At 66.1% G+C, this 17,115-nt stretch carries 17 protein-coding genes; all 17 read left to right on the top strand.

What is annotated here, in order from left to right; translation table 11 throughout:
* The first annotated feature begins 1 nt into the window (after nucleotide 1).
* The 17 genes from CRM90_RS13640 (at nucleotide 2) to CRM90_RS13560 (ending at nucleotide 17,092) form a co-directional block, all read left to right on the top strand.
* Nucleotides 2-532 (top strand): YceI family protein, encoded by a 531-nt coding sequence (locus tag CRM90_RS13640; protein WP_102807482.1) that lies wholly within the window; start codon nucleotides 2-4, stop codon nucleotides 530-532.
* A 73-nt stretch (nucleotides 533-605) separates the two neighbouring features.
* Nucleotides 606-1,010, top strand: a complete 405-nt coding sequence (locus CRM90_RS13635) for an Rv3143 family two-component system response regulator (RefSeq protein ID WP_102807481.1) — start codon at nucleotides 606-608, stop codon at nucleotides 1,008-1,010.
* Nucleotides 1,011-1,169: 159 nt separating this feature from the next.
* Nucleotides 1,170-1,529 (top strand): NADH-quinone oxidoreductase subunit A, encoded by a 360-nt coding sequence (locus tag CRM90_RS13630; RefSeq protein ID WP_102807480.1) that lies wholly within the window; start codon nucleotides 1,170-1,172, stop codon nucleotides 1,527-1,529.
* On the top strand, nucleotides 1,520-2,074 hold the full coding sequence (locus tag CRM90_RS13625) for a NuoB/complex I 20 kDa subunit family protein (protein WP_036339917.1): 555 nt from the start codon (nucleotides 1,520-1,522) through the stop codon (nucleotides 2,072-2,074). The genes CRM90_RS13630 and CRM90_RS13625 overlap by 10 nt, the downstream gene beginning before the upstream one ends.
* A complete protein-coding gene (locus tag CRM90_RS13620; RefSeq protein ID WP_102807479.1) occupies nucleotides 2,071-2,766 on the top strand; it encodes an NADH-quinone oxidoreductase subunit C in 696 nt (231 codons plus the stop codon). Before CRM90_RS13625 ends, CRM90_RS13620 begins: the two co-directional genes overlap by 4 nt.
* Nucleotides 2,766-4,064, top strand: a complete 1,299-nt coding sequence (nuoD, locus tag CRM90_RS13615) for an NADH dehydrogenase (quinone) subunit D (protein ID WP_102807478.1) — start codon at nucleotides 2,766-2,768, stop codon at nucleotides 4,062-4,064. The genes CRM90_RS13620 and nuoD overlap by 1 nt, the downstream gene beginning before the upstream one ends.
* A gap of 7 nt (nucleotides 4,065-4,071) precedes the next feature.
* Nucleotides 4,072-4,806 (top strand): NADH-quinone oxidoreductase subunit NuoE, encoded by a 735-nt coding sequence (nuoE, locus tag CRM90_RS13610; RefSeq protein ID WP_102807477.1) that lies wholly within the window; start codon nucleotides 4,072-4,074, stop codon nucleotides 4,804-4,806.
* On the top strand, nucleotides 4,803-6,128 hold the full coding sequence (gene nuoF, locus CRM90_RS13605; RefSeq protein WP_102807476.1) for an NADH-quinone oxidoreductase subunit NuoF: 1,326 nt from the start codon (nucleotides 4,803-4,805) through the stop codon (nucleotides 6,126-6,128). Before nuoE ends, nuoF begins: the two co-directional genes overlap by 4 nt.
* Nucleotides 6,128-8,509, top strand: coding sequence for an NADH-quinone oxidoreductase subunit G (locus CRM90_RS13600; RefSeq protein WP_102807475.1), 2,382 nt, complete (start codon nucleotides 6,128-6,130; stop codon nucleotides 8,507-8,509). The genes nuoF and CRM90_RS13600 overlap by 1 nt, the downstream gene beginning before the upstream one ends.
* A complete protein-coding gene (gene nuoH / locus CRM90_RS13595) occupies nucleotides 8,506-9,732 on the top strand; it encodes an NADH-quinone oxidoreductase subunit NuoH (RefSeq protein ID WP_102807474.1) in 1,227 nt (408 codons plus the stop codon). Before CRM90_RS13600 ends, nuoH begins: the two co-directional genes overlap by 4 nt.
* Nucleotides 9,725-10,243: an NADH-quinone oxidoreductase subunit NuoI gene (nuoI, locus tag CRM90_RS13590; RefSeq protein WP_102807473.1), complete on the top strand. Its 519-nt coding sequence runs from the start codon at nucleotides 9,725-9,727 to the stop codon at nucleotides 10,241-10,243. The genes nuoH and nuoI overlap by 8 nt, the downstream gene beginning before the upstream one ends.
* Nucleotides 10,240-10,986, top strand: coding sequence for an NADH-quinone oxidoreductase subunit J (locus CRM90_RS13585; protein ID WP_102807472.1), 747 nt, complete (start codon nucleotides 10,240-10,242; stop codon nucleotides 10,984-10,986). Before nuoI ends, CRM90_RS13585 begins: the two co-directional genes overlap by 4 nt.
* A complete protein-coding gene (gene nuoK, locus CRM90_RS13580; protein WP_036339939.1) occupies nucleotides 10,983-11,282 on the top strand; it encodes an NADH-quinone oxidoreductase subunit NuoK in 300 nt (99 codons plus the stop codon). Before CRM90_RS13585 ends, nuoK begins: the two co-directional genes overlap by 4 nt.
* 11 nt (nucleotides 11,283-11,293) lie before the next feature.
* On the top strand, nucleotides 11,294-13,177 hold the full coding sequence (gene nuoL / locus CRM90_RS13575) for an NADH-quinone oxidoreductase subunit L (protein WP_102807577.1): 1,884 nt from the start codon (nucleotides 11,294-11,296) through the stop codon (nucleotides 13,175-13,177).
* A gap of 5 nt (nucleotides 13,178-13,182) precedes the next feature.
* A complete protein-coding gene (locus tag CRM90_RS13570; protein WP_102807576.1) occupies nucleotides 13,183-14,775 on the top strand; it encodes an NADH-quinone oxidoreductase subunit M in 1,593 nt (530 codons plus the stop codon).
* Nucleotides 14,772-16,334 carry an NADH-quinone oxidoreductase subunit NuoN gene (nuoN, locus tag CRM90_RS13565; protein WP_102807471.1) on the top strand — a complete coding sequence of 521 codons (1,563 nt, stop codon included), beginning with the start codon at nucleotides 14,772-14,774 and terminating at the stop codon, nucleotides 16,332-16,334. Before CRM90_RS13570 ends, nuoN begins: the two co-directional genes overlap by 4 nt.
* On the top strand, nucleotides 16,334-17,092 hold the full coding sequence (locus tag CRM90_RS13560; protein WP_199189891.1) for an enoyl-CoA hydratase: 759 nt from the start codon (nucleotides 16,334-16,336) through the stop codon (nucleotides 17,090-17,092). Before nuoN ends, CRM90_RS13560 begins: the two co-directional genes overlap by 1 nt.
* Nucleotides 17,093-17,115: the final 23 nt, after the last annotated feature.

The raw sequence follows: 17,115 nt of genomic DNA, 5'->3' as shown, positions 1-17,115 counted from the left end.
CATGTCCGCACTGCACGCGTTACTCAACGACCCCGGGGCCGCCGGAGTGTGGCAACTGGTTCCCGCGCGCTCCTCGGTGCGGTTCAAGAACAAGACGTTCTGGGGGTTGGCCACCGTCACCGGCACATTCGGCGATGTGAGCGGCACCGGGCAGGTCGGCGCGAACGGCGCGGTGTCGGGGCGGCTGGAGATCGGTGCGTCGTCGCTGAAGACGGGCATCGGAAAGCGTGACGAACATCTGCGCTCGGCCGACTTCTTCGACGTCGAGAACCATCCCGAGATCCGCGTCGAGGTGACCGGGCTGGAACCCACCGGCGCGGACACGGCCGGTCTCACCGCCACGCTCACCGTCCGAGGAGTCAGCACTGCACTGCCGCTGTCGGTCACGATCACCCCGCTCGGTGACGGCTCTGTGCAGCTGACCACCACGGCGACGGTCGACCGCACCGAACTCGGTGTCAGCGGCAACATGATCGGGATGATGCCCCCGACCACCACCCTGCTGGCCGACGTCGTCTTCGCCAAAGAGTGACCTGGGCGCGCGTTCGTTCGCCCAGCGAACGTTTCCGCGCCGAAATCACAGATGCGGCAGTAGCATCGGCTGCGTGTCTCGCCCGGGCGAACAGCCCCTCCACGTGCTGGTCTACAGCAGCAACGCGCGCACCCGTGATGAGGTGCGCCTGGCTCTGGGGAAGCGCGTCCACCCCGAACTCCCGGATCTCATTTACACCGACGTGGCGACCGGACCGATGGTGATCCAGCTGATGGACGCCGGCGGATTTGATCTGGTGATCCTCGACGGCGAGGCGGCGCCCGTCGGCGGGATGGGCATTGCCAAACAACTCAAAGACGAGATCGACGACTGCCCGCCGGTGCTGGTGCTGACCGGCCGATCCGACGATGCGTGGCTGGCCAACTGGTCGCGCGCCGAGGCTGCGGTGCCTCACCCAATCGACCCGGTGCGACTCGGCGAGGCGGTCGTGGGTTTGCTGCGCACATCCGTGCAGTGACTTAAACGCCAAATACGCTGTCGCCCTTGCCCTCTCGACCAGAGATGGACCGCGCTCAGCTATTCAAGCCATCCTAACGAAATCGCGACAGCGAGTCTCAAGATCGCTAGGCTGTGTCGTAGCTCACATCTCCAGCCCAGCGAGGAGTGACACAGCTCTATGAATTTGTATCTGCCCATCCTGGTGTTGGGTGTCATCGCGGCCGCGTTCGCGATCGTGTCGGTGGTGATCGCATTGGTGATCGGTCCGCGGCGGTTCAACCGGGCCAAGCTGGAAGCCTACGAGTGCGGTATCGAACCGGTGGCCGGAGAGTCGGCTGGTCAGCGCTTCCCGATCAAGTACTACCTGACCGCGATGTTGTTCATCGTCTTCGACATCGAGATCGTGTTCTTGTATCCGTGGGCGGTCTCCTTCGATTCGTTGGGGACGTTCGCGCTGGTGGAGATGCTGATCTTCATGGCGACGGTGTTCGTCGCGTACGGGTACGTGTGGCGCCGGGGCGGTCTGGAATGGGATTAGAAGAGCAGCTGCCGGGCGGCATTCTGCTGTCGACGGTGGAGAAGGTCGCCGGGTTCGTGCGCAAGGGGTCGTTGTGGCCGGCGACGTTCGGGTTGGCGTGTTGTGCCATCGAGATGATGGCGACGGCGGGTCCGCGATTCGATATCGCCCGGTTTGGCATGGAGCGGTTTTCGGCCACACCCCGGCAGGCCGATCTGATGATCGTGGCCGGCCGAGTGTCGCAGAAGATGGCGCCGGTGCTACGGCAGGTGTATGACCAGATGGCCGAACCCAAGTGGGTGCTGGCCATGGGGGTGTGCGCCTCCAGCGGCGGCATGTTCAACAACTACGCGGTGGTCCAAGGGGTGGATCACGTGGTGCCGGTGGACATCTATCTCCCCGGGTGCCCGCCGCGGCCGGAGATGTTGTTGAACGCGATCTTGGCGTTGCACGCCAAGATCGCCGAGATGCCGTTGGGGGTGCACCGCGCCGAGGCCGTCGCCGCCGCCGAAAAGGCCGCGCTGGCCGCGCCGACCACCTTGGAGCTCAAGGGTCTGCTGCGGTGAGCGATCAGGAGCGAAGCGACCCGGCGACAGACAGTGGCGGCGAGGTCATCGGTGTGCGCCGAGGCATGTTCGGCATCAGTGGCAGTGGCGACACCTCCGGGTATGGCCGACTCGTCCGCGAAGTCGCCCTGCCCGGCAGCACACCACGGCCCTATGGTGGTTATTTCGACGACGTGGTCGACCGATTGGCCGAGGTACTGGGCGACGACGAATTCGGTGCGGCCGTCGAGCGCATCATCGTCTTCCGCAACCAGCTCACCATCGAGGTCCGCCGTGCACACCTGCTGACCGTCGCCCGGGCGTTACGCGACGACGAGCGGTTGCGCTTCGAATTGTGTTGCGGGGTTTCAGGTGTGCACTACCCGCAGGATGCGGGCCGGGAGCTGCACGCGTTCTACCCGCTGCTGTCGATCACGCACAACCGCCGGGTGCAGGTGGAGGTGGCCTGCCCCGACTCCGATCCGCATGTGCCGTCGTTGTTTTCGGTGTACCCGACGGTCGACTGGCATGAGCGTGAGACGTATGACTTCTTCGGCATCGTCTTCGACGAGCATCCCGGTCTGACCCGGATCGAGATGCCCGATGACTGGGTGGGACACCCACAACGCAAGGACTATCCGCTGGGCGGTGTGCCGGTCGAGTACCACGGCGCCCAGATTCCGCCGCCCGACGAACGCAGGTCGTATCACTGATGACCACCGACGAGAACGTGATCGTCCTGGGCGGCCAGGACTGGGAGGAAATCGTCGCCGCCGCCCGCCAGGGTGAGGCCGGCGAACGCATCGTGGTGAACATGGGTCCGCAGCACCCCTCCACGCACGGGGTGTTGCGGCTGATCCTGGAGATCGAGGGCGAGACAGTCACCCAGGCGCGCTGCGGGATCGGCTATCTGCACACCGGGATCGAGAAGAACCTCGAATACCGCACCTGGACCCAGGGCGTCACTTTTGTGACCCGAATGGACTACCTGTCACCGTTTTTCAACGAGACCGCCTACTGCCTGGGCGTGGAACAGCTGCTGGACATCACCGATCAGATTCCGGAACGCGCGAGCGTGGTGCGGGTGATGATGATGGAACTCAACCGCATCTCAAGCCATTTGGTGGCGTTGGCCACCGGCGGCATGGAGCTCGGCGCGATGACGCCGATGTTCTTCGGCTTCCGCGAGCGCGAGCTGATCCTGTCGGTGTTCGAGGCGATCACCGGATTGCGGATGAACAACGCCTACATCCGCCCGGGCGGGCTGGCCACCGACCTGCCCGACGACGGGCCCCAACGCGTGCGCGATCTGCTCAAGATCCTGCCGGGCCGGCTGCGCGAGCTCGAAGACCTGCTGACCCAGAACTACATCTGGAAGGCCCGCACCCAGGGCATCGGCTATCTGGATCTGACCGGCTGCATGGCGCTGGGCATGACCGGACCGGTGTTGCGCTCCACCGGACTGCCGCACGACCTGCGCAAGACCCAACCCTATTGCGGCTATGAGAATTACGACTTCGACGTGATCACCGATACCGGGGCGGACTGCTACGGCCGCTATCTGATCCGGGTCGGCGAGATGCACGAATCCCTCAAGATCGTCGCCCAGTGCCTGGACCGCCTGGAGCCGGGTCCGGTGATGATCAGCGACAAGAAGCTGGCCTGGCCGGCCGACCTGCAACTCGGCCCCGACGGTCTGGGGAACTCCCCCGCCCACATCGCCAAGATCATGGGCACTTCCATGGAAGGACTGATCCACCACTTCAAACTGGTCACCGAAGGGATCCGGGTGCCGGCCGGCCAGGTGTACATCGCGGTGGAGTCCCCTCGCGGCGAGTTGGGGGTGCACATGGTGTCCGACGGTGGCACCCGCCCGTACCGGGTGCATTACCGCGACCCGTCGTTCACCAATCTGCAAGCGGTGGCAGCGATGTGCGAAGGCGGCATGGTCGCCGACGTCATCGCCGCCGTCGCGTCCATCGACCCGGTCATGGGAGGTGTGGACAGGTGAGAGCTCGATGACGATTGATTTGGTGTTGGGTCCGCGCCCCGATGAGCCCGGCCCACCGATCGGCGGCCACAGCGCCTACCCCGCCGCAGTGACCGAGCGGCTGAGCGCCGATGCGGCGGACATCATCGCCCGCTACCCGCAGCCCCGTTCCGCGCTGTTGCCGCTGCTGCACCTGGTGCAATCCGAGGACGGCTATCTCACCGGAGCTGGAATCACCTTCTGCGCCGGACAACTCGGGCTGACCGAAGCCGAAGTGACCGCCGTGGCCACCTTCTACTCGATGTACCGCCGTACCCCCACCGGCGACTACCTGGTCGGCGTGTGCACCAACACCCTGTGCGCCATCATGGGCGGTGACGCCATCTTGGACACCCTGGAGACCGAACTCGGCATCCACGCCGGGGACACCACCGCCGACGGGCGTATCACCCTCGAGCACATCGAATGCAACGCCGCCTGCGATTACGCCCCGGTGATCATGGTGAACTGGGAGTTCTTCGATAACCAAACCCCCTCCAGCGCACGACAACTCGTCGACGACATCCGAACCGGCGAGCAGCCCCAGGCCACCCGCGGATCGCGGGTGTGTTCGTTCCGGGACACCGCGCGAACGCTGGCCGGGTTGTCGGGCGGGGGCGACTCGGGCGGCGGTGCGCCTGGTGAGGCGACCCTGGCAGGCCTTCGGGTGGCCCGCGAACTGGACATGTCAGCGCCTCCGTCCAGAGAAAGCGAGCGGCAATGACACCGGCAACCCCGCTGACTCCGGTACTCAGCCGCTTCTGGGATGAGCCCGAACCGTGGACGCTGCAGACGTATCTGCGCCACGGCGGCTACCGGGCCCTGCGAACGGCGCTGAGCATGACGCCCGACGCGGTGATCGCCACGGTCAAGGAATCCGGGTTGCGCGGCCGCGGCGGCGCGGGGTTCCCCACCGGTACCAAGTGGTCATTCATTCCACAGGATGACACCGGAGCCGGGGCCAAGCCGAAGTACCTGGTGGTCAACGCCGACGAGTCGGAACCCGGTACGTGTAAAGACATTCCGCTGATGCTGACCACGCCGCATTTCCTGGTCGAGGGTGTGATCATCGCCGCCTACGCCATCCGCGCCCGGCATGCGTTCATCTATGTGCGCGGCGAGGTCGTGCCGGTGCTGCGCCGACTGCAGGCCGCGGTGGCCGAGGCCTATGAGGCCGGGTACCTCGGCACCGACATCGCGGGTTCGGGATTCGATCTGGATCTGATCGTGCATGCCGGCGCGGGGGCCTACATCTGCGGTGAGGAAACCGCCCTGCTGGACTCGCTGGAGGGCCGTCGCGGTCAACCTCGCCTGCGCCCGCCGTTCCCCGCCGTCGCGGGCTTGTACGCCTGCCCGACGGTGGTCAACAACGTCGAATCCATCGCCAGCGTGCCGCCGATCCTGCTGAACGGCGTCGACTGGTTCAAGGAGATGGGCTCGGAGAAATCGCCTGGCTTCACGCTCTATTCGTTGTCGGGCCACATAACCAATCCCGGTCAGTACGAGGCCCCGTTGGGGATCACCTTACGAGAGTTGCTCGAGTACGCCGGCGGTGTCCGCGCCGGCCACGAGTTGAAGTTCTGGACTCCTGGCGGATCGTCGACCCCGCTGCTGACAGCCGAACATCTCGACGTGCCGCTGGATTACGAAGGCATGGCCTCGGTCGGCTCGATGCTGGGCACCAAGGCGCTGCAGATCTTTGACGAGACCACCTGTGTGGTGCGGGCGGTGCGGCGCTGGACCCAGTTCTACGCCCATGAATCCTGCGGCAAGTGCACGCCGTGCCGGGAGGGCACCTACTGGCTCAGCCAGATCTATGAGCGGCTCGAGACGGGCCGCGGCACCGAGGACGACATCGGCAAACTGCTCGACATATCGGACACCATCTTCGGAAAGTCGTTCTGCGCGTTGGGTGATGGCGCCGCATCACCGATCATCTCCTCGATCAAGCATTTCCGCGACGAGTACGAGGCCCATCTGGGCGGCAGCTGCCCGTTCGACCCGTACGCCTCGATGCTCTCCGCACCGGAAGGGGTGGGTGCCTGATGACGCAGATCTCGGAGACCGGGACCCCCGAGGCGCCTCCGGTGGAGATGGTCAGCCTTGTCATCGACGACGTCGAGGTGGCGGTGCCCAAGGGCACGTTGGTGATTCGGGCCGCCGAGTTGATGGGCGTGCAGATCCCCCGGTTCTGCGACCACCCGTTGCTGGATCCGGTCGGGGCGTGCCGGCAGTGTCTGGTGGAGGTGGAGGGTCAGCGCAAGCCGATGGCCAGCTGCACCACCACGGTGTCCGACGGCATGGTGGTGCGCACGCAGTTCACCTCCGAGGCCGCGGACAAGGCGCAGCACGGGGTGATGGAGCTGCTGCTGATCAACCACCCGCTGGACTGCCCGGTCTGCGACAAGGGCGGGGAATGCCCGCTGCAGAACCAGGCCATGTCCAACGGCAGGGTCGAAACCCGCTTCGAGGACATCAAACGCACCTTCCCCAAACCGATCAACCTGTCCAGCCAGGTGCTGCTGGACCGGGAACGGTGTGTGCTGTGCGCGCGCTGCACACGGTTCTCCGAGCAGATCGCCGGGGATCCGTTCATCGCCCTGCTGGAACGTGGTGCGCTGCAACAGGTCGGTATCGGTCCGGGTGAACCGTTCGATTCCTACTTCAGCGGCAACACCGTGCAGATCTGCCCGGTCGGTGCGCTGACCGGAACTGCCTACCGGTTCCGGGCCCGCCCGTTCGATCTGGTGTCCAGCCCCAGTGTCTGTGAACACTGCGCCTCCGGGTGTGCCCAGCGCACCGATCACCGCCGCGGAGTGGTGTTGCGCCGGCTGGCCGGCGACGACCCGGAAGTCAACGAGGAGTGGAACTGCGACAAGGGCCGCTGGGCCTTCACCTACACCCGGGTCGGCGATCGCATCACCACCCCACTGGTGCGCGACGAGAACGGTGCACTGCGGCCGGCTTCCTGGTCGGAGGCCATCGCGGTGGCCGCAGCGGGCCTGCGGTCCGGACGCGCCGGTGTTCTGGTGGGCGGCAGGGCGACCGTCGAAGACGCCTACGCGTACGCCAAATTCGCACGGATTGCACTGGACACCAACGACATCGACTTCCGCTCCCGCCCGCACTCGGTCGAAGAGCAGGACTTCCTCGCCGAGCACGTGGCCGGTCGCCGTGACGTCAGCTATGCGGATCTGGAAGGCGCACCCATGGTGGTGCTCGCCGGGTTCGAGCCCGAGGATGAATCCCCGATCGTGTTCCTGCGGTTGCGCAAGACGGTCCGCAAGCACGGCCTGCGGGTCGTGAGCGTCGCGCCGTTGGTGTCCCGCGGGTCGGAGAAGCTCGCCGCACGGGTGGTGCTCACCGCCCCCGGCCACGAGGCGCCCGCCCTCGATGCGCTGGCCGACGAGCTGCCGTCGGGGGCGATCATCCTGGTCGGGGAACGGCTCGCCACCAGTGCCGGTGCGCTGTCGGCGGCGGCGCGCCTGGCCGAACGCACCGGAGCCCGGCTGGCCTGGATCCCCCGGCGCGCCGGTGACCGCGGGGCCGTCGAGACCGGCTGCCTGCCAAACCTGTTGCCCGGCGCCCGGCCGGCCTCGAATGACGTTGCACGACAACAGTTGGCTAGCGCATGGCATGTCGACGATCTGCCATCAGAAGAGGGTCGCGACGCAACCGAGATCCTCACCGCCGCGGCCGGCGGTGAACTCGACGCACTGCTCATCGGCGGTGTCGACGCCGACGACCTGCCGGACCCGCCGGCGGCACTGGCGGCGATCGAGTCGGCCGGCTTCGTCGTCAGCCTCGAGTTGCGGGAGTCCGCGATCACCGCGCTTGCCGACGTGGTCTTCCCGATATCCCCGGTCGCCGAGAAGGCCGGTTCATTCCTGAACTGGGAGGGCCGGATTCGTCCGTTCGAGCCCGCACTGGCCTCCAACGCCTTCCCCGACCTGCGGGTGTTGCAGATCCTGGCCGACGAGCTCGGCGTGGACCTCGGGTTCCGCACCGTCGAGGAGGCCCGCGCCGAGCTGCTGACACTAAATCGGTGGGACGGTGAACGGCCGGCCGCGCCGTCGGTGGAGCCGAAACAGCCGCCGCCGCTGGATTCTGACGAGGCGGTGCTGGCCGGCTGGCGGCTGTTGCTCGACGACGGCCGATTGCAGGACGGCGAGCCGTTCTTGGCGGGGACCGCGCGCCCGGCCGTCGTGCGGTTGTCGGCGGCCACGGCCGCCGGGATCGGCGCGGTCGACGGCGAGGTGGTCAGTGTGTCGACAGGTCGTGGCGATATCGCTCTGCCACTGGTCATCACCGAGATGGCCGACGGCGTGGTGTGGCTGCCGCTCAACTCGCCCGGCAGCGTGGTCTACCGGCAACTCGGCGTCACCCCGGGCACCGTCGTACGCATCGAGCGGGAGGCCGGCAGATGAGCTACCCGGATCTGAATGTGTTCGGCCACGATCCGTGGTGGTTGATCCTGATCAAAGCGGTTGCGGTCTTCGCCTTTCTGCTGCTCACCGTTCTGGTGGCAATCCTGCTGGAGCGCAAGATCCTGGGCCGCATGCAGATGCGCTACGGCCCCAACCGGGTCGGGCCGTTCGGCATCCTGCAGTCCCTGGCCGACGGCATCAAGCTGGCGCTCAAAGAGGGGCTCACCCCGGCCGGGGTGGACAAACCCATTTACCTGATGGCGCCGGTCATTTCGGTGATCCCGGCGATCATGGCGTTCGCGGTGATCCCGCTAGGTCCGCTGGTCTCGGTGTTCGGCCACCGCACGCCGCTGCAGCTGACGGATCTGCCGGTGGCGGTGCTCTACATCCTGGCGGTCACCTCGATCGGGGTGTACGGGATCGTGCTGGCGGGCTGGGCCTCGGGCTCCACCTACCCGCTTCTGGGTGGGCTGCGGTCCAGCGCCCAGGTGATCTCGTACGAGATCGCGATGGCGCTGTCGTTCGCGGCGGTGTTCCTCTACGCCGGCACCATGTCCACGTCGGGGATCGTCGCCGCCCAGGAACACACCTGGTATGTGTTCCTGCTGCTGCCCAGTTTCGCGGTGTACGTGACGTCGATGGTCGGCGAGACCAACCGGGCCCCGTTCGACCTTCCCGAAGCTGAAGGCGAACTGGTGGGCGGGTTCCACACCGAATACTCCTCGCTGAAGTTCGCGATGTTCATGCTCGCCGAATACGTCAACATGACCACCGTGTCGGCGCTGGCCACCACCTTGTTTCTGGGCGGCTGGCATGCGCCGTGGCCGATCAGCCTGATCGACGGTGTCAACACCGGTTGGTGGCCGCTGATCTGGTTTGTGGCCAAGGTGTGGACGTTCCTATTCGTCTTCATGTGGCTGCGCGCCACCCTGCCCCGGCTGCGCTACGACCAGTTCATGGCACTGGGATGGAAGCTTCTCATCCCCGTCTCGCTGGTGTGGATCATGATCGTGGCCGTCCTGCACAGCATCGGCCACACCGGCATCATTCCCAACCTGATCGCCGCAGCGATACTGCTGCTAGCCGTGCTGGGTGCGAACTCGCTGCGACACAAGCTGATCCAGCGCAACACAGCGCCGCCTCCCGCTGCGGTCGAAGGATCGTTCCCGATACCTCCGCTGCCCGGTTCGCCGGCACCGAGCAAGGAGAAAGCAGATGCCTAAGTTCCTCGACGCGGTCAAGGGTTTCGGCGTGACGTTCGGGACCATGTTCAAACACCCCATCACCGAGGAGTACCCGGAGAAGCCGGGCCCCGTGGCGCCGCGCTACCACGGCAGGCACCAACTCAACCGCTACCCCGACGGGCTGGAGAAGTGCATCGGCTGCGAGCTGTGCGCCTGGGCGTGTCCCGCCGACGCCATCTATGTCGAAGGTGCGGACAACACCGAGGAGCAACGCTTTTCGCCCGGCGAACGCTACGGGCGGGTCTACCAGATCAACTATCTGCGCTGCATCGGCTGCGGACTGTGCATCGAGGCCTGCCCCACCCGCGCGCTGACGATGACCAATGTCTACGAGATGGCCGACGACAATCGCTCTGATCTGATCTACGACAAGGACAAGCTGCTGGCCCCGTTGCAGCCCGGCATGGAGGAACCGCCGCACGCGATGGCGCCGGGGGCCACGGACGACGACTACTACCTGGGACACGTCACCCCCAAGGAGGTTCGGTGACGATCACGCTGCTGGCCGCCGAAACCCTCACCCGCACCTCCACTCCCGAAGCCATCGCATTCTGGATTCTTGCCGTCATCGCGGTGGCCGGCGCGATCGGAGTGGTCACCGCACCGAAGGCCGTCTATTCGGCGATCTTCCTCGCCACCACGATGATCGCGCTTGCCATGATGTATGTCGCGCAGGATGCGTTGTTCCTCGGGGTCGTGCAGGTGGTGGTCTACACCGGCGCGGTGATGATGTTGTTCTTGTTTGTGCTCATGCTGGTCGGCGTCGACTCCTCGGAGTCGTTGGTGGAAACCATTCGGGGACAGCGGGTTGCCGCGATCATCGCGGGTCTCGGATTCGGCGTCCTGCTGATCGCCGGGATCGGCAACATCGCCACCACCGGATTCGTCGGGCTCACCGAGGCCAACGCCGGCGGGAATGTGCAAGGTCTGGCGACGCTGATCTTCACCCGCGATCTGTGGGCGTTCGAGTTGACCAGCGCACTACTGATCACCGCGGCGCTCGGAGCGATGGTCTTGGCCCACCGGGAGCGCTTCGAGCGGCGAAAGACGCAGCGCGAGATGGTCGTCGAACGCTTCCAAACGGGGGCGCGGGCGACGCCGCTACCCAACCCCGGTGTCTTCGCCCGCCACAACGCCGTCAACACGCGCGCTCGCCTCCCCGACGGCACCGACGACGAATCGTCGGTCAGCACCATCCTTCGAACCGACGGGAACGGAGACGGTCCGCGATGAACCCGGCCAACTACCTGTATTTGTCGGCGTTGCTGTTCACGATCGGCGCCGCGGGGGTGTTGTTGCGCCGCAACGCGATCGTCATGTTCATGTGCGTCGAGTTGATGCTCAACGCCGCGAACCTCGCGTTCGTGACGTTCTCGCGTATGCACGGCCATCTGGACGGGCAGGTGGTGGCGTTCTTCACGATGGTGGTCGCCGCCTGCGAAGTGGTGGTCGGTCTGGCCATCATCATGACGATCTTCCGGACCCGACGCAGCGCCAACGTCGACGACGCCCACCTGCTACGGCATTGAACGGCACCGCCATGCAGACCTTCCTCCTATTGACCATCGCCCTGCCCTTGGCCGGCGCGGTGATCCTGCTGCTGGGCGGTAAGGCCACCGACGCGTGGGGGCATCTTCTGGGCTGCGCCGCGGTGATCGGCGCGTTCGCCTGCGGCGCGGTGTTGTTCACCCACCTACTCGGTCTGCCCGGTGAAGACCGGGCCGTGCACGAGGTGCTGTTCTCCTGGGTGCCGGTCGGAGTCCTGCGGGTGGACTTCGGCCTGCAACTCGATGCGTTGTCCATGTGCTTCGTGCTGTTGATCACCGGCGTCGGGGCGCTGATCCACATCTACTCGATCGGCTACATGAAAACCGATCCCGGCCGCCGGCGGTTTTTCGCCTACCTCAACCTGTTCGTCGCCGCGATGTTGTTGCTGGTGCTCGCCGACAACTACCTCGGTCTCTACATGGGTTGGGAGGGTGTGGGTCTGGCGTCGTACCTGCTGATCGGGTTCTGGTCGTACAAGCCGAGTGCGGCCACCGCGGCGAAGAAGGCGTTCGTGGTCAACCGGGTCGGCGACATGGGTCTGGCGATCGCGTTGATGGTCTTGTTCGCCACGCTGGGCTCGGTCACCTTCAGCACGGTGTTCAGCGCGGTTCCGCAGATGACATCGGGTGTGTTGACCGCCGTCGGTCTGCTGCTGCTGCTGGGGGCGTGCGGCAAGAGCGCGCAGGTGCCGCTGCAGTCCTGGCTCGGTGACGCCATGGAGGGCCCCACCCCGGTGTCCGCCCTGATCCACGCCGCCACGATGGTCACCGCCGGTGTCTATCTGATCGTCCGCTCCGGCCCGATCTTCACCGCCGCGCCCGCCGCGCAGACCGCCGTCGTCACCGTGGGGGCGGTGACCCTGTTGTTCGGGGCGATCATCGGCTGCGCCAAAGACGACATCAAAAAGGCTCTCGCCGCCTCCACCATGAGTCAGATCGGCTACATGGTGCTCGCCGCCGGACTCGGCCCTGCCGGCTATGCGGTGGCCATCATGCATCTGCTCACCCACGGCTTCTTCAAAGCCGGCCTGTTCCTCGGCGCCGGCTCGGTCATGCACGCGATGGACGGCGAAACCGACATGCGTCGCTTCGGCGGCCTGCGGACGCTGCTGCCCGTCACCTTCGTCACCTTCGGGCTGGGGTATCTCGCCATCATCGGTGTCCCACCGTTCGCCGGGTACTTCTCCAAAGACGCGATCATCGAAACCGCCCTCAACACCGGTGGACTCGAAGGATTGCTCCTCGGCGGCGCCGCCCTCCTCGGCGCCGGGATCACCGCGTTCTACATGACCCGGGTGATGCTGCTGACGTTCTTCGGGCAGCGGCGCTGGAAACCCAACACCCACCCGCACGAGTCCCCCGTCTCGATGACGGCACCGATGGTCGTCCTCGCGGTCGGCTCGGTCGGCGCCGGGGCGCTGCTCGCCGTCGGCAACACCCTGGAGCGCTGGCTCGAACCCGTGGTCGGCCATCACGAGGCCACACACGTCTTTCCGGCCTGGATCGTCACCGTCACCGCCTTGGGTGTCGTCGCGATCGGCATCGCGGTGGCGTACCGGCAGTACGCGAACCACAAGGTTCCCGAGTCCGCGCCACTGGACGTTTCCGCGTTGACCGTCGCGGCGCGCAACGACCTCTACGGTGACGCGTTCAACGAGGCCGCGTTCATGCGCACCGGCCAGGAACTCACCAAAGGCCTTGTCGCCATGGATGAGAAGGGCGTCGATGGGGTGACGCAGGGGCTGGCATTCGTGGTCGGCCGGTTCTCGGACCGCCTGCGCCAGGTGCAGACCGGGTATGCCCGCTCCTATGCGTTGTCCATGTTGGCCGGTACGGCGCTGGTGGTCGCCGCAGTCCTCTTCACGGCGTGGAGGTGAGTGGCATGATTCCCTGGCTGACCATTCTGTGGGCCATCCCGGTCATCGGCGCGGCCATCATCATCCTGCTGCCTGCCTCGCTGCGGCAGTTCGCGAAGTACGCCGGTGTGGTGGTGTCCCTCGCGGTTCTGGCGCTGTCGCTGGTGCTCGCGGTGCGGTTCGATCCGACCGGTCAACAATTCCAGTTCGTCGAAAATCACCCGTGGATACCGTCATTCGGCACCGGCTACATCCTCGGCCTCGACGGGATCGCCCTGGCTCTGGTGGTGCTCACCGCCGTGCTGGTGCCGATCCTGCTGATCGCCGGCTGGAACGACGCCGACGACCGACCGGGGTTGTCCGGCCGCGCATCGCACAGCTACATCGCACTGATCCTCGCCGTCGAGGGCATGGTGATGATGTCGCTGGTCGCCCTGGACATCCTGCTGTTCTATGTGTTCTTCGAGGCCATGCTGATCCCGATGTACTTCCTGATCGGCGGCTTCGGCGGCGAGGAAAGATCCAAAGCCGCGGTGAAGTTCCTGCTGTACAACCTGTTCGGCGGGTTGATCATGCTGGCCGCGGTGATCGGTCTCTACGTGGTGACCTCCGCCAGCAAGGCGTTCGAGGCGGGAACATTCGACTTCCGCGCGATCGCCGACGCCGTGGCCACCGGGAAGTTCACCATGAGCCCCGGCATCGCCAACGCGTTGTTCCTCGGGTTCATGTTCGCTTTCGCGGTGAAAGCTCCGCTGTGGCCGTTCCACCGGTGGCTGCCCGACGCCGCCGTCCAGGCCACGCCCGCATCGGCGGTATTGATGATGGCCGTGATGGACAAGGTCGGCACGTTCGGCATGCTGCGGTACTGCCTGCCGCTGTTCCCCGATTCCGCAACGTATTTCCGCCCGGTCATCATCGCCCTGGCCGTGATCGGCATCGTCTACGGGGCCGTCCTGGCGATCGGTCAGACTGACGTCATGCGGCTGATCGCCTACACCTCGATCAGCCACTTCGGCTTCATCATCCTCGGCATATTCGTGATGACCAGCCAGGGTCAGGCCGGCTCCACGCTGTACATGGTCAACCACGGAATCTCCACGGCCGCACTGTTCTTGATCGCCGGGTTCCTGGTCAGCCGCCGCGGCAGCCGCCTCATCGCCGATTACGGCGGAGTCCAGAAAGTCGCACCCGTGCTGGCGGGCACGTTCCTGGTGGCGGGCCTGGCGACGCTGTCGCTGCCGGGCCTGGCGCCGTTCATCAGTGAATTCCTGGTCCTCATCGGCACATTCACCCGCTACCCGACTTTCGCCGTCATCGCGTCGGTGGCGCTGGTGCTCTCGGCGATCTACATCCTGTGGCTCTATCAGCGGATGATGACCGGTCCCGTCACCGATGGAACCGACCGCGTGCGGGATCTGCGGCCACGGGAACTGCTCGTGGTGGCACCGCTGATCGCGCTGTTGATCGGCCTCGGGGTGTACCCGAAGATCGCGCTGGATGTCATCAATCCCGCGGTGACCGCAACACTGACATCGATTCATGAACCCGACCCGGCGCCGACGGAGGCCGCATTGTCTTCGCGCGAGCGCTCATCCCCAGCGCAAGGGGCCCGCCCATGAACGCGCCCAGCATCGAATACAGCCAAGTCGCGCCGATGTTGATCGTCCTCGGCGTAGCCGTCGCGGGGGTGCTGGTCGAGGCATTCGCGCCCCGCAAGAGCCGCTACCCAACCCAAGTCACCCTGAGCCTGGCGGGCCTGGTGGCCGCGTTCGTCGCCGTGGTTCTGCTGGCCCGCGATCTGCACGGGGTGGGTCAGTCCGCGGTGGTCGGCGCCGTCGCGGTCGACGCTCCCGCGCTGTTCCTGCAGGGCACCATCCTGCTGATCGGTGTGCTCGGCGTGTTGTTGATCGCCGAACGCCGCACGCCGGCCGAATTCGAGGACAGCTCAGCCACGTTGGACGCTTTCACCCCCGATGCGTCAACGGTGCCGGGCAGCGTCGCGGAGAAGATCGCCACCAAGGCGGCGCTGGTACAGACCGAGGTGTTCCCGCTGACCATGTTCGCGGTGGCCGGGATGATGCTGTTCCCGGCGGCCAACGACCTGTTGACAATGTTCGTGGCGCTGGAAGTGTTCTCGCTGCCGCTGTACCTGATGTGCGGGCTGGCTCGCCGCCGGCGGCTGCTGTCCCAGGAATCGGCGCTGAAGTACTTTCTGCTGGGCGCGTTCTCGTCGGCGTTCTTCCTGTACGGCATCGCCCTGCTGTACGGCTACTCGGGCACCTTGAGCCTGCCCGGCATCGCGCGCGCCATCGCTGCCAATACCGACAACTCGACCCTGGCGCTGATCGGCACGGCCCTGGTCGCCGTCGGTGTGCTGTTCAAGGTCGGCGCGGTGCCGTTCCACTCCTGGATACCCGACGTCTACCAGGGCGCCCCCACCCCGATCACCGCGTTCATGGCGGCTGCCACCAAGGTGGCTGCCTTCGGCGCGATGTTGCGGATCTTCTACGTCGCGCTGCCCGGCCTCAACCACGAATGGCGGCCCGTCCTGTGGGCGGTGGCGATCCTCACCATGGTCGTCGGCACCATCACCGCGGTGACCCAGACCGACGTCAAGCGCATGCTCGCGTATTCGGCTGTGGCGCATGCGGGTTTCATCCTGACCGGGGTGATCGCCGCGAACCCGCCAGGGCTGTCGGCCACGCTGTTCTATCTCTTCGCCTACGGGTTCTCCACCCTGGGTGCCTTCGCCGTGGTGAGCGTGGTCCGCGACGCGACCGGGGCCGAGGAAGCCGACATGTCCCGCTGGGCGGGGCTGGGACGACGCTATCCCCTTGTCGGCGTGGTGTTTTCACTGTTCTTGCTCGCGTTCGCCGGTATACCGCTGACCAGCGGATTCGTCAGCAAGTTCGCGGTGTTCAAGGCGGCCGGGCAGGGCGGCGCGATCCCGCTGGTGGTGGTGGGCGTGATCGCCTCCGCGATCGCCGCGTACTTCTACGTACGGGTGATCGTGCTGATGTTCTTCACCGACCCGCCGCAGGACCCCCCGGAGGTCGTCACGCCCAGCTCGTTGAGCGTCGCGACCATCACCGTGACCGCGGCCATCACGTTCGCGCTCGGTGCGCTGCCCCAGCCGCTGCTCGATCTCGTCGACCATGCGGCTAGATTCCTGAACTGATGATTCTTCTCAGCGATGACCGCGGCGCAGTGCGGGTTTTGACGATGAACCGCCCCGAGGTGCGCAATGCGTTGAGCACCGAGTTGTTCGAGGCGCTCTATGCCGCACTCGGTGCGGCCGACGCCGACGACTCAGTGCGTGCCGTGGTGCTCACCGGCGCCGATCCGGCGTTCTGCGCCGGTGTCGACCTCAAACAGGCGCAGAGCCTGGGCATGGACTATTTCGGGCGGTTCGACAAGATGAATTGCATGAACGCGATCGTCGAGCTGAGCAAGCCGGTCGTCGGGGCGATCAACGGTGCGACGTTCACCGGTGGTTTGGAGATCGCGCTGGCGTGCGACTTCCTGATCGCCTCGGAGCGTGCGGTTTTCGCCGACACCCACGCCCGGGTCGGAATCCTGCCGGGCGGTGGGATGACGGCGCGGCTGCCGCGGCTGGTCGGATCCGCGATGGCGCGTCGGCTGTCGATGACCGGCGAGGTGGTCGACGCCCAGCGGGCCGAGAAGATCGGACTGGTCACCGAAGTCGTTGCCCACGAACACCTTCTGCCGCGTGCGCTCGACCTCGCCGGCCAGATCGCGGAAGTGCCCTCCCCCACCATGTCGGGTCTCAAGGAGATCTACCGCACCGGGACGGCGGCGGTCACCGGGCCTGCGTTGAAGGCGGAACGAGCGGTGGCCGCCGACGCCCATGTCAGCATTGAGGAGTTGGCCGCGCGTCAGCGTGAGGTCGCCGAGCGCAACAAGCGGCAGATGTAGCTCTCGCCCAAACCGACACTCCG

This window comes from Mycobacterium sp. ENV421 (assembly GCF_002887815.1).
Lineage (GTDB): Bacteria > Actinomycetota > Actinomycetes > Mycobacteriales > Mycobacteriaceae > Mycobacterium.
The sequence above is the reverse complement of the archived record's forward strand: the minus strand, read 5'-3'. Positions and strand labels throughout refer to the sequence as shown.

Coding starts and splice junctions, on each gene's coding strand:
- CRM90_RS13640 (WP_102807482.1), top strand. CDS start 2: ATGTCCGCACTGCACGCGTTACTCAACGACCCCGGGGCCGCCGGAGTG.
- CRM90_RS13630 (WP_102807480.1), top strand. CDS start 1,170: ATGAATTTGTATCTGCCCATCCTGGTGTTGGGTGTCATCGCGGCCGCG.
- CRM90_RS13625 (WP_036339917.1), top strand. CDS start 1,520: ATGGGATTAGAAGAGCAGCTGCCGGGCGGCATTCTGCTGTCGACGGTG.
- nuoD (WP_102807478.1), top strand. CDS start 2,766: ATGACCACCGACGAGAACGTGATCGTCCTGGGCGGCCAGGACTGGGAG.
- nuoE (WP_102807477.1), top strand. CDS start 4,072: ATGACGATTGATTTGGTGTTGGGTCCGCGCCCCGATGAGCCCGGCCCA.
- nuoF (WP_102807476.1), top strand. CDS start 4,803: ATGACACCGGCAACCCCGCTGACTCCGGTACTCAGCCGCTTCTGGGAT.
- CRM90_RS13600 (WP_102807475.1), top strand. CDS start 6,128: ATGACGCAGATCTCGGAGACCGGGACCCCCGAGGCGCCTCCGGTGGAG.
- nuoH (WP_102807474.1), top strand. CDS start 8,506: ATGAGCTACCCGGATCTGAATGTGTTCGGCCACGATCCGTGGTGGTTG.
- nuoI (WP_102807473.1), top strand. CDS start 9,725: ATGCCTAAGTTCCTCGACGCGGTCAAGGGTTTCGGCGTGACGTTCGGG.
- nuoK (WP_036339939.1), top strand. CDS start 10,983: ATGAACCCGGCCAACTACCTGTATTTGTCGGCGTTGCTGTTCACGATC.
- nuoL (WP_102807577.1), top strand. CDS start 11,294: ATGCAGACCTTCCTCCTATTGACCATCGCCCTGCCCTTGGCCGGCGCG.
- CRM90_RS13570 (WP_102807576.1), top strand. CDS start 13,183: ATGATTCCCTGGCTGACCATTCTGTGGGCCATCCCGGTCATCGGCGCG.
- nuoN (WP_102807471.1), top strand. CDS start 14,772: ATGAACGCGCCCAGCATCGAATACAGCCAAGTCGCGCCGATGTTGATC.
- CRM90_RS13560 (WP_199189891.1), top strand. CDS start 16,334: ATGATTCTTCTCAGCGATGACCGCGGCGCAGTGCGGGTTTTGACGATG.